12 protein-coding genes are annotated in these 12,212 nt (G+C 51.3%); 11 read left to right on the top strand and 1 reads right to left on the bottom strand.

The window, feature by feature from the left end; translation table 11 throughout:
- Positions 1-58: 58 nt before the first annotated feature.
- The 11 genes from HRU10_06150 (at position 59) to HRU10_06100 (ending at position 11,063) form a co-directional block, all read left to right on the top strand.
- On the top strand, positions 59-265 hold the full coding sequence (locus HRU10_06150) for a DNA-directed RNA polymerase subunit omega (GenBank protein NRA26817.1): 207 nt from the start codon (positions 59-61) through the stop codon (positions 263-265).
- A complete protein-coding gene (smpB, locus tag HRU10_06145) occupies positions 192-812 on the top strand; it encodes an SsrA-binding protein SmpB (protein NRA26816.1) in 621 nt (206 codons plus the stop codon). Before HRU10_06150 ends, smpB begins: the two co-directional genes overlap by 74 nt.
- Positions 813-830: 18 nt before the next feature.
- Positions 831-1,763 (top strand): homoserine kinase, encoded by a 933-nt coding sequence (gene thrB / locus HRU10_06140; GenBank protein ID NRA26815.1) that lies wholly within the window; start codon positions 831-833, stop codon positions 1,761-1,763.
- A gap of 50 nt (positions 1,764-1,813) precedes the next feature.
- Positions 1,814-2,704 (top strand): FabA-like domain protein, encoded by an 891-nt coding sequence (locus HRU10_06135; protein ID NRA26814.1) that lies wholly within the window; start codon positions 1,814-1,816, stop codon positions 2,702-2,704.
- Between the two features lie 37 nt (positions 2,705-2,741).
- A complete protein-coding gene (locus HRU10_06130) occupies positions 2,742-3,929 on the top strand; it encodes a glycosyltransferase (GenBank protein ID NRA26813.1) in 1,188 nt (395 codons plus the stop codon).
- Complete coding sequence (locus HRU10_06125) at positions 3,929-4,945, top strand: glycosyltransferase family 2 protein (protein NRA26812.1); 1,017 nt, start codon at positions 3,929-3,931, stop codon at positions 4,943-4,945. Before HRU10_06130 ends, HRU10_06125 begins: the two co-directional genes overlap by 1 nt.
- A 105-nt stretch (positions 4,946-5,050) precedes the next feature.
- Positions 5,051-6,247 (top strand): tetraacyldisaccharide 4'-kinase, encoded by a 1,197-nt coding sequence (gene lpxK, locus HRU10_06120; GenBank protein NRA26811.1) that lies wholly within the window; start codon positions 5,051-5,053, stop codon positions 6,245-6,247.
- 71 nt (positions 6,248-6,318) lie between these two features.
- Positions 6,319-7,533: a nucleoside monophosphate kinase gene (locus tag HRU10_06115; GenBank protein ID NRA26810.1), complete on the top strand. Its 1,215-nt coding sequence runs from the start codon at positions 6,319-6,321 to the stop codon at positions 7,531-7,533.
- A 448-nt stretch (positions 7,534-7,981) separates the two neighbouring features.
- Complete coding sequence (locus tag HRU10_06110) at positions 7,982-9,103, top strand: aminopeptidase (protein ID NRA26809.1); 1,122 nt, start codon at positions 7,982-7,984, stop codon at positions 9,101-9,103.
- 16 nt (positions 9,104-9,119) lie between these two features.
- A complete protein-coding gene (locus HRU10_06105; GenBank protein ID NRA26808.1) occupies positions 9,120-10,121 on the top strand; it encodes an adenosine deaminase family protein in 1,002 nt (333 codons plus the stop codon).
- Complete coding sequence (locus HRU10_06100; GenBank protein NRA26807.1) at positions 10,122-11,063, top strand: RluA family pseudouridine synthase; 942 nt, start codon at positions 10,122-10,124, stop codon at positions 11,061-11,063.
- A gap of 233 nt (positions 11,064-11,296) precedes the next feature.
- Here the strand turns inward: HRU10_06100 and HRU10_06095 are convergent, their stop codons facing one another.
- On the bottom strand, positions 11,297-11,806 hold the full coding sequence (locus tag HRU10_06095) for a hypothetical protein (protein ID NRA26806.1): 510 nt from the start codon (positions 11,804-11,806) through the stop codon (positions 11,297-11,299).
- Between the last annotated feature and the right edge of the window lie 406 nt (positions 11,807-12,212).

Raw genomic sequence — 12,212 nt, 5'->3', positions numbered from 1 at the left:
TAGGTTTGCCAGCGACACTCTTTGACCCTTTTTTCGTCGATTTCCCATCTCCTAAGACATGAGAGACGATTACTTAAAGCAGGCCCATCAGGTCATTACCGACCCAAACATTTTGATCAACGTCGTGTCCCGCCGGGTCAAGCAGCTCAAGAGTGGCAGCCCTCCTCTTATTGAAAGTCTGGAGCGTCTCGATGCCGAAGACGTCGCCCTACGCGAGATCATTGACGGACGGATCTCCTATCAACTCGGAGAAGACGAAGAGTAATACCTTCAAGCGATATCAGCCTACACATGCCACCTTACGCGATCGAGCGAGGGTGGCATTTCTATTTGTGGCACGAAAGAAAAACAAAAACCGGCAACCCGGTGAGATTTCCAACCCCAAGGCCCGTCACCTCTACGAGATTGGCGAGACCTTTGAGGCGGGGATCGTTTTGCGTGGTACAGAGGTCAAAACAGTGCGTCTAGGGAAGGCTCAGATACATGAGGCTTTCGCGCGCATGGAGCGAAATGAGCTGTTTCTCTATAATGCACATATCGAAGAATATGCTTTTGGGAATCTCAACAACCACCGTCCCGACCGACCGCGCAAGCTGCTTTTACACCGGCGAGAAATCAACCGGATACGGGGTGCAATCGAAGTTAGCAACAAAACCATTATCCCGTTGCGCATGTATCTAGCTCATGGACTGGTGAAAGTCCAAATTGCGATCTGTACGGGTAAAAAGCTATTCGACAAACGGCAGGATATGCGGAAAAAAACGGACCTGCGTGAGGCGGAGCGAGCCATGAAAAATTTCAACCAACGCTAATCTTAACCGAATCATTCTATGGCAGCCAAATCAATCGTAGTCCAAACTCCGGCTAGTACTTCGAACTGTGGGCCCGGCTTCGATTCTCTGGGAATCGCCCTGAAGTTATACAACTACGTGCGCGTCGAGATGACCGAGAGTGAGGGCGTCACCTATCTCGGTGAGGAAACGATGTCTGAGGCTTCGATGCGTATGGTGGCTGAGGCGGCAGATCTCTTTTTTTCCGAAACAGGTAGAGTGCGGCATGGTGTCGGTTTTGATATTTGGGGCCAAATCCCAATTGCGCGCGGCTTGGGTTCGAGTTCGACGCTCCGAGCCGGTATTGTCGAAGGGTTGAATGCACTCAACGGCAACAGCTTAGACAAAGAAGACCTGGCAGCTTTGGTCTGTCAGCTCGACCACAGTCCGGATAACACCTGCCCACTAGTACACGGCGGCTTTTGCGTCGCGCGGACTGATCCCGATAGTGGAGCGCATATCTACACCCTAAAGCATGCAGTGAGCGATAGCATTCGCTTTGTGGTCGTTTCCCCGGAAACCCGTGTCCTTACGGGAGATGCGCGAAAGGTACTGCCAGAAAAGATCTCCTTTGAAGATGCGGTAAAAAGCATCAATAGCGCAGCGACCGTCGTCTCAATTTTCGCAAGCCAGCAATATGACCTACTGGGTCATGCCATCACTGACTACATCCACCAACCCTACCGTGGAGTCCTCAATCCGTTTCTTTCGGAAGTCATAGGAGCAGGTCAAGACGCTGGAGCTTACACGGGTTGGCTCAGTGGTAGCGGTAGCAGCATATTATGCGTGGCGCCCGCCGAGGATGCACTCGAGGTGGCCAATCGCATGACAGGCGTGCTGACGGCAGCGGGCGTTCAGTCGCAATTTTTCGTTTTGGAGGCAGATAACAACGGCGTTCAAATCGTTAGCGATTCCGATTCGTCCGTTGAATAATAGGGCTTGAGTCACGCGGAGCTCCCTCCAATCTTCGTTCCTTCGTATTTATGCCCGAGCCTGCCTCAGACCCACAACCTGCCGTGTCGGAAAAGACTTTTACAGAAGAAGATATAGAAATCCTCAAAGACGCTCTCCGTCGTTGCCCTGAAGGTACCTTCGAAGCTGCTTTAGCCTTCCGGCAGGAAGGCGATGTTTCTCAGTTGGAGACGATTGTCTTAGGAATCATCAAGCGCTATCTGGAACCTGATATGCGCTCGAAGATCGATGCGGCTGACGACAATACCCATTTGATGGAGGATCTCGGGATCGATTCACTCACCATGATGGAGATCGTGATCCTCGTTGAGGAGACGTTGGATGTGAGCTTCGATAATGATGAACTCCGTGAAATCCGCACTTATGGAGACCTACGCACCTACATGGCGCGCAAAGTCGGTGGTGAGTCCGACGCACCTCAGGTTCCTCAGCGTGAACGTATTTCACTTGAAGATATTCTTGAGGTCATGCCGCACCAGGCCCCGTTCCTCTTTATCGATCAAGCCGAGGTAACTGAAGAGGGTTTAATCGGGACCTACAAGATCCGTGGAACCGAGGACTTTCTACAGGGGCACTTTAAAAATAATCCTGTTTTCCCCGCCTCCATCATGGTCGAAGCCTTGGGCCAGGTCGGCGTCCTATTCCTTCTCAAGGGCAAGCATGAGGCCCTCACGCGGCCCGTGGATGCAACCAAGATTTATTTTACTTCTTCCGAGAAGGTGAAGTGCCAGCGCATCTGCAAGCCAGGCGATATCCTTACCATGGAGATTAAGCCTAAGCGCATACGCCGTCCTTTGGCATTTTTTGAAGGAACGATTACGGTCGAGGGTGAGCGGGCTGTATTTTGTGAGTCCTTTTCACTAATTTTCGATTTCGTCGCAGAGACGGAAGAAAATGCTTAGGTGACCAAGGATGTCTCGTAAGCTTCGGCAGAGCCGAATGGCTTACCTTCTGACGACTTTCCCAAAGACTTCCGAAACCTTTGTCCAGCGCGAGATTCGCGGCTTACGTCGAGCGGGTCTGGACTTTGACCTCTTCACAATCTGGGGAGGCGGGAGTGCCTTCGAGTCACGACCCGTGAACCAGTTCTATCTAATCGAGCTAGTTTTAGTGCCTGTCTGGCTGATCTATTGGTTTGTGCGTAGGCCACGTGTTGTTACAAAGCATCTAATATGGATGTTCACACGGCCGACCAGCTGGCTGAATTACCAAGAGACCTGGTTGGGCTATGGGTTTGGCCTAGTCAGGGCGCAACGTTTTGTTAGATCGTATCGAAAAGTGCATGCAGGTTGGGCGACAATGCCGGCTACGGCGGCGCTGCTGATTCATGATTTGACAGGACTTCCATTCTCTATTGGGGCCCATGCTTATGATATTTTCTATCGTGGTGGGGATGGCTTGCTGCCGGAAAAGATAGAGAGTGCGGTATTTACGCACAGCTCAAATGCCGCCGCCCAAAGTGCCTTGATCGAACGTTTCCCGGACTTGGCCGAGAAGATGTATGTCGTGCGTCGTAGCCTTGATCCAATGCCTGTTTTCCAATGGACAGGGCTGAGGAATCATGGCGAGCCCGAATCGATACACTTTATTTCGGTGGGGCGATTGATTCCTAAGAAAGGGTTCGATCGACTCATCGACTTAATTGTGGAATCTGAGAGGCAAGGTTTAGACTGGTCGCTCGCCATTGTGGGTGACGGTCCAGAGCGTGTGCGGCTAGAAGCGGACATTAAAGCTAACCATATGGAAGAGCGGATAAGCCTGCTCGGTGGTATGGATTATACCGCGGTAGAAAGCTGTTACACTGCTTCAGATGCCTTTCTTTTTGCTGGCGTCGTTTCAACCGATGGTGACCGTGATGGATTGCCCAATGTAATCCCGGAAGCCATGGCGGTGGGCTTACCCGTATTTGCGCAGCCGGCACCCGGTGTGTTGGAAGCAGTCATCGATCAGGCTACTGGTTTTCTTACGGATTTCTCTGAGACCGGTGATGCGGTGCGACTCATTGATCAAGCTCTGCGTACTGATAGCTTAGGTAAGGTCGTGCATGCGGCTCGTAGTTGGGTGGAGACCGCGTTCTCTGTGGAGGCGAATAGCCAAAGACTGATGGCACTCCATTTGGATGAGTGATGGCTCACCCGCTTGTAGATATACTGCTTCCATTCAAGAACGCCGAAACTACCCTAGCAACTGCGCTCGACAGTCTTTTAGGACAGACTATGGAGCAGTGGAACGCATGCCTGATCGACGACGCGAGCAGCGACGATTCTCCATTGATCGCTGAAGCATATACGCGGCGCGATAATCGTTTTCGGCTGATCAAGAGCCAGGGTCGTGGGATCGGAGCGGCTTTGAATACGGGATATAGTACGGTTCAAGCGCCATTTATAGCCCGAATGGATGCCGACGATTGGTGCTATCCAGAACGATTGAAGCTTCAGCTCGACTGTTTGTTTAGCCGGCCAGATTTAGGTGTGTTAAGTAGCCGAGTGGAGCACGGGGGAAGTGAGACACGCCAGGGTGGGTATAGCTATCACGTCGACTGGGTAAACGGCTTGCAGAGTCATCAAGACATGTTTGCTCATCGCTTCGTGGATGCGCCGTTGGCCCATCCTAGTGTAATGATGCGGCGTGAAATTTTAACGGATTCACACCCTTACTCAGAGTCGCAGGAGCCCGAAGATTATGAGCTATGGCTGAGGCTGTTTGGGCAGGGAGTTCGTTTCGCAAAATTACCACAAGTGCTCCTGCGTTGGAATGACCCACCGCAACGTGCATCGCGCATTTCGCACGCTTATAGCCGAACGGCATTTGAAGCGGTCCGTTGCCGTTACCTTGAGCCTCTTTTGAAACCCATCATAGATTCAGGACGCGAACTGGTATTTTGGTCTGCGGGTCGCGTCGCACGCAGTCATGCCGCTCAGCTTGCTCTTCGCGGTATTCTGCCAAGCTACTGGGTCGATCTGGATCCAAAGAAGTTGTCGAAACAAAGCATCGACGTGCGGCCTTACGTCTGTCTGGCTGATGCATCGCCCCGGCCATTTATCGTCACTTGGGTCCGGAATCGTGGGGTGCGTGAAAAGATTCGAGAATGGCTTGAGGTCCATGGTTATGAGACGGGGACGGACTATCTCCTCGCAGTATAAGGAGCTCTGTTCGATTCAGCACGTAGGTTGATACGAGAACCGTTAGATCTTCTGAAAACCCTTGATCAGCTTGTATAGTTTGAACTGATTCATGAAGTCGAAACTATGGATGCCAATCGGGGAAAGCGTATGAAGCAGCGGCTCGCAGAATTTGAGCTGTTCATTGCCGACGTCATTTACGACCGCCGGCAGGGTGGAGCAGTGGATGTTTTGGCTGCTGTTCTCAAGGCCCTCTCCACAGTATTTACATTGATCGTCCGCCTGCGCACTTGGCTTTATGAAAAGCGCATTTTTCATACTAAGCCATTGGGCTGCCTCGTGGTTGTCGTGGGAAACATTACTATGGGAGGCACTGGGAAAACTCCTGTGGTAGAACGCTTTGCCCGAAGCCTTGCTGAGCAGGGCCGCAAGGTCGCTATCCTCAGCCGTGGTTATAAAAGTAAAAAAGAGCCGGTCTATAGAAAGTGGATACGTTGGCTTACCCATGCTGAAGCCCCTCCCCCAAAAGTCGTGAGCGATGGTGAACGGCTCTATCTTGATTCGGACGAAGCGGGCGATGAGCCCTATATGTTGGCGCGCAACTTACTCCGTTTTGGAGTTCACGTGATCGTAGACAAAAATCGTGTGAAGGCAGGAGCTTATGCAATCAAGCGGTATGGGGTAGATACGCTTATCCTCGATGATGGGTTTCAATATCTGCCGCTTAAGGGCCGGTTGAATCTCCTGTTGATCGACAAGAATAACCCTTTTGGTAACAGCTACACCATTCCCCGGGGAATTCTCCGTGAGCCGGTCGACCATATAAAACGGGCTTCCTATGTCTTCATTACTAAATCCGATGGTGAGCCAGATCGAGATCTACGTGCGACCATTGAGAATTATAACCCGGGTGTCGACGTGATCGAATGCCGTCATGCACCTCAGCACATTAGTTCCTTGAACCAGACTGAGGCATTTCCGCTAGACTGGATTCAGCACAAACACATCGCCGCGTTTAGTGGGATCGCGACGCCGGAGTCATTCGAGTCTTTTTTGATTAATTTGGGAGCTGAGCTGCGTTACACTAAGCGATTTATAGATCATCACCGGTTTTCTGAAGATGAGATTCTAGACGTGATCGAAGAGGCGAAGAAAGCGGGTGCAGCCTGCGTGATGACCACCGAGAAAGATGCAGTGCGGCTCGATCCCAATAGAGACTGGGGGTTGCCGATTTACTTCCTGCGCTTGGAAATCGATATCCTCGAGGGAGCCGAAGACTTTGAGGCGGCCGTCGCCCGAATTTGTAGCCTGGATAAGGCCTGAAATTTCCAAATCAGGCGTGCATTCCAATAGGGCTTGTTTTTCAACCCCAACCTTTTTACCTCACTTACACGATGACGACCGAAGCCGGTATAGAACCGAAAAAGGAACAAGCCTCAAATCACGATCTCGAGGTCAAAGATGCCAACCTTATTTTCAACGCTGTTTGGAATGAGCTGGTCGATGAATTTGGTGAGGACAACCTGCGTTTCCCACGTGAGATCATTTGGCTCAATGGAGCTCCGGGCTCAGGTAAAGGAACGAATACTGATTTCATAATGGAGCTGCGGGATATCACCACACCGCCCGTTGTTGTCAGTGATCTACTCAATAGCCCCGAGGCACGCGCTAAGAAAGAAGCCGGTATCCTAGTGGGCGACAAAGAGGTGTTGGGATTACTCTTTAAAGAGCTCCTAAAACCTGACTACCACCTAGGCACCATCGTCGACGGATTTCCGCGTAGTTTTGTCCAGGTGCAGTGTCTCAAGACTTTCTACGCCAAGCTTAATGAGCAGCGTTCACGTCACCTTGGAAGCTCGAAGGAGTCACTCTATCCCAAGCCACAATTTCATATTGTGGTGCTGTTTGTTGACGAGAAAGAAGCAGTGAAACGTCAGATTTCTCGCGGCCAGAAGGCGATTGAGCACAACGAGAAAGTTCGGGCATCCGGGGAGGGTGAATTGATTGAGATTCGTAGTACTGATACCGACGAAGCTATGGCTCAAAAGCGCTATCGCGTCTTTAAAGAGCAAACTTTCGAGCCGCTCAAGGAACTCAGAAGCCTCTTTCACTACCACTTCATCAATGCTCAGGGTGCTATTCCTGAGGTGCAGCAGCGCATTGTGGATGAGCTGAAATATCAGTCATCTCTTGAGCTGGATCCAAAAACCTTCGACCGAGTCAGCCAGATCCCGACTGTAGAGAAAATCGTTAAGCATGCACGCCAAGAGTTGGTCAACCGTCTCGACGATTATGAGCTTAATCATACAGCTCTTTTCCGAAGAGTGGTCGAGGTGATCCAAGAGAAATTTATCCCGATCGTAGAGCGACATGCGATTTCAGGAAGGGCATACATCAGCTCGGAAGATCCCGTGTTTAATGACCGTCTCGCCCTGCAGATGCTCATCGATGTCTTTTCTGAACGTGGTTTCAGTGCGGCAATCGATATCCGAAAGGAGGATCTGCCGGAGCGGTTTGACCTGAAAACCGGGGAGATTTTTACCCGGACAAAGCGCGTCTATCGTGTGCGCGTGAATTTCTGCGGTTCCGAAATTCGCCGGGGGTTGTGACGAGCTGCTATCGTAGGAGGCTTCCGCTTCTACTTACCGAGGGTGGGACCAGAAGTGCGAGGCACACGTATGTTTTGTAGGGTGATCGCAAGAGCGATTGCCGTCGTCCGGATCAAAGCTTAAGCCAAGCAATGACTATCGCCATCACTCTACACGTCTAATCTTAGCCCAATCAGTTTTCCGTAGATCTGACCACGCTCGATAATCGCACTCAAAAATGCTGCGGTGTTTTGAGGATATAGATAGTCTGAGGCAGACATATGTTTGCTCAATGGGCTTAACATCAGGGACATATATAATCTGGCATAAAATAAAAATAACGTAAAATTTGAAAACTTACTAACACATGCTTTACTTAGGGTTTTACCGTTGGGCTAGTGTTGCCTGCAGGAACGGTGCTCCTTGGTTCTCCCTTAGTTTAACACGGTGCCTTGCCGTATTTTATTTTATGCTCATTGACCCCCGATACGAAAAATTAGCCTTGGGGCTTACGGAATTCTCTATCGATATTAAATCTGGCGAACGTGTCCTGATCGACGCATACGATGTGCCCCGCGAGATTGTCATTTCTTTGGTGCGCGCCGTGCGGGAGAAGGGGGCTGTTCCCTATGTAAATCTTCACGATCAGCGAGTGACTCGAGAGATTTTCCGTGCTGGCGACGAGGCTGACTTCGATGTTGCTCAATCCTGGATGCTCGAGCAAATGAAACAAATGGATGCCTATCTGGCTCTCCGAGGATCGAACAATATTTTCGAGGCTTCCGATGTGCCCGCAGAGAAAATGTCAGGAGCGATGAAAGCACTCCGACCCGTGTTGGAGTGGCGCGTGAAAAAGACGAAATGGTGTGTGCTCCGCTGGCCGACTGCTGCCATGGCACAGCAAGCTTTAATGAGCACCGAAGCCTTCGAAAATTTCTACTTTCAGGTCTGTACCCTGGATTATGCTCGTATGATTCCTGGGATGAACGCGCTTAAGGCGCTCATGGACAAAACAGACAAAGTAAGGATAGACGCTCCGGGCGTAGACCTGCGTTTTTCAATTAAGAATATCCCGGCCATCACTTGCGGCGGTCGGCACAATATTCCAGATGGTGAGGTGTTCAGTTGTCCCGTTAAAGAAAGCGTGGAGGGAGAAATCAAATTCAACGCTCCTACGGTCTATCAGGGAGTATCGTTCGATAACATCACGCTTAAATTCAAGAAGGGGAAAATTGTTGAGGCTACGGCTAACAACACGCAGCGGCTGAACGAAATTCTGGATAGCGACGCCGGTGCGCGTTACATAGGAGAATTTGCTATCGCCTTTAACCCCTACATCAAAGAGCCGATGCGTGACATCCTCTTTGACGAGAAAATTGCTGGCTCCTTCCACTTTACTCCAGGCCAGGCTTACGAGGATGCGGATAACGGTAATCGCTCCCAAGTGCATTGGGATATGGTTTCGATCCAGCGACCAGATTGGGGTGGAGGGTCCATCTACTTTGACGACGTCCTCATTCGCAAAGATGGGATGTTTGTGGTCGAAGGATTAGATAAGTTGAACCCTGAGTATTTGACCGCGGCACAATAACGGCTATTCACCCTGGATGCCTTATCAGCCCGATGCCGATCTGGCGGACTTCATAGCCCGCATTCCAAAAACTGAAACCCACCTTCACTTAGAAGGTGCGATCGACTGGCGCCTCATAAATGAGGTCGCTCCTGAGGTCATGCCGGGACAGCCACGCAGTTGGGCAGATGATTTCAAATACAAGTCATTTGCTGAATTCGAAGACGAGATTGTTGATCCCGGGAGCGCCTATTTTACATCTGCTGAGCGTTACCACGAAGCAGCCAAATCAGTCTTCAAACGCTGTGCCGAAGACAATGTGAAATACGTCGAGACTTCGTTTCATTCAGGGATGATTGCCTGGCAGAACTTGTCCGCTGCGGAGGTGGTAGACGCTATTTTAGATGCGGCACCCGAAGGTATGGAAGTCCGTGTCTACACAGGAATGTTGAGGACCGACCAAACTCCTGAAGTGGTGAACGCACTGGAGGACTTAATCAAAGTCGAGAAACTCTGGGGGATTGACCTTCACGGCCCTGAGCAGCCGCCTATTCAGGAATGGACTCCAGTTTACTTTCGCCGGGCAGTGGATGCGGGTAAACGCATCAAGGCCCATGCTGGTGAATTTGGACCCTCTGCTTGGGTGACTGATGCCTTGGACAAATTGGGCGTAAAGCGAATCGAACACGGCGTGCGTTCCATTGAAGACCCTGCCGTAGTCCAGCGCCTCGCCGATGAGGATATCACCCTCGATGTCTGCCCCATCAGCAACATCAAGCTGGATGTGTTTCCTACCATGAAGGATCACCCTATACGTAAGCTCTCTGAAGCTGGCGTACGCTGTACTATAAACACCGACGATCCGCTGATCTTTGGGAATACGCTCAATGAAGAATACGCGGCCATTTCTATGGATTTGGGCTGCACGCGTGCGGAACTATTGCAATTTGCCCTTAATGGCTGGGAGATTGCGGAATGCTCCGGCGCCTTCAAGCAACCCTTTGTCGATCAGATAGCTGCGATGCAAGCAGCCTTGTAAATGGCCGCGGGTGACGCATTTGAGCTAGAGGTGCCCCAGGGCCTCGCACGAGGAGAGCGAGTCGACAAAGTGCTTGCCCGCGCATTTCCGGACCAGTCTCGCAGTCGAATCCAAAAAGCACTGGATGCCGGTTTGATCGAGCGCGACGACGCGGTTTTGTCGCGAAAGACTAAAGTGTTCTCCGGTGACCTCCTTTCCGGCTCATGGTTAGCTGCTGTCGAACAGTCCATCGAGCCGGTCGACATCCCCCTGGAAATTATCTTCGAAGACGATCACCTGGTGGCAGTAAATAAGCCCGTAGGCATGGTGACGCATCCAGGGAGCGGGACGGGAAATGATACCCTGGTGCACGCGCTCTTGCACCATTGTTCCGGTAAGCTCTCGCAAATCGGATCACCTGAGCGTCCGGGCATCGTGCACCGTCTCGATAAGGAAACCACAGGCATCATCGTGGTTGCTAAAACTGACAAAGCCTACCAAGGACTCGTTGAGCAATTCTCCGAACGGAGTATGACTAAAATCTACCAAGCGCTTGTCATGGGGACACCGGCAGGTGAACACGGATCGGTTCAACAACCTATTGGCCGTCACCCGGTGCATCGCACTCGCATGGCGATTCAGGCATCAGGTCGCTTTGCCCACACGGATTGGATAGTATTACAGCATTGGAGCAACGCTGCACGTATCCGATGCCAAATCCACACCGGACGTACCCACCAAATCCGTGTCCACATGCAGCATCTGGGTCATCCTCTTCTAGGAGACAGCACCTATGGATTTAAGGAGAAGCAATGGTCCGGTCTCCAAATACCCCGAGTTATGCTCCACGCATGGCAGCTGACGCTCCAGCACCCATTGGCGAAAACTGCGCTCGACCTCACTGCAGAGCCCCCGACTGATTTTTCAGCAGTGGCTCAGGCATTGGGTGAATACCAGGGCTAGAGCGATCAGCGCGAATTGTGTCGTTTGAACGCCCGACCATTGTTGGTCAACTCGCCGCCTGCTCATCCGATTACTGAGGCTTTCGGTACTTTCGATTAGGAATCAGCGGATTTTCAAAAATCCTGTCTTCAGCATGCATCTTAGTCTCCCGCTCAAATTGGAAACCCATATGCAACAAGGCTACCGAGACGTCCTGTCCGGTAGCCCATTTTAAATCTCGATTCTCCGAACCATTAGACTTCGCTCGGATCCTCTTCCAGGGGAACAGGAGCGAAGCTGTATTTGAATCCAGCCCAAGTCGCTATTGCGTAGAAAAGTAGATCCATCGCGTGGAACGTTGAAGCCATCAACTCAGGAACGAAGGCATAATCGAGCTGCTGAAGCACTGCGATGATTTCCATGCTTTCCTCTTGGGCAATGAAAGTAACGATCGAGAAAAAGTTGCCAAGCAGGCAACCGAGTAAGGCACAGACAGCTCCCGTAATTCCAAACGGCATGGCACTGCCTCGTCCCGTGAAACGCACCATGAAGCCAACAGCGAATCCAAGACCCACGGCCATGTAGCCGATTTGGTAACCGGTCGAAAACGTGATGAATGCCCAAATCCAAGCACAAATTACTGAGGTAGTGACGCCGGCAGCAAGCGCAAGGGGCAAGTTGGATTTGGACTGAGCCGGGGAGGCGACGCCTGTAGTATCAGCAAAGGTCGCCTGTGATTCATTCTCGGAAGTCTTATCTAGCATGGGAACAACGGGAGTTAATAATGATTACACAAAAAGCCGTCCCTGTATGAGGGATAGGGACAGGCAGACACTGCGAATCGACGGCTTTCTGGATGCATACTCAAGCCCTATCTGAAGTTTAGGACGCTTAGGTGTGTAATCTGATGGGTAGGGGCATCGCGACAGGGATTGCCGTGAGCGAAGCAACGCCGTAATCAAACAACGGCTTTCGCAACTTCTCTGCGCATACAATCTGAGCTCAAAATCAGGTTTCCGTAAATCTAGCCACATCCCGTGCGTGTGGGTACAATTGAAACAGTGGGGAGATTGCCCCAACTGCCTCTTTTGTGGTTGAGCCGCTCTGTCGGCTCGCGGGTTGCGTATCGATTGGAACGACCGCCCAAGCAACAGGCCACCGGCGGCGACA

The sequence above is a fragment of the Opitutales bacterium genome, assembly GCA_013215165.1.
Taxonomy (GTDB): domain Bacteria; phylum Verrucomicrobiota; class Verrucomicrobiia; order Opitutales; family JABSRG01; genus JABSRG01.
The sequence above is the reverse complement of the archived record's forward strand: the minus strand, read 5'-3'. Positions and strand labels throughout refer to the sequence as shown.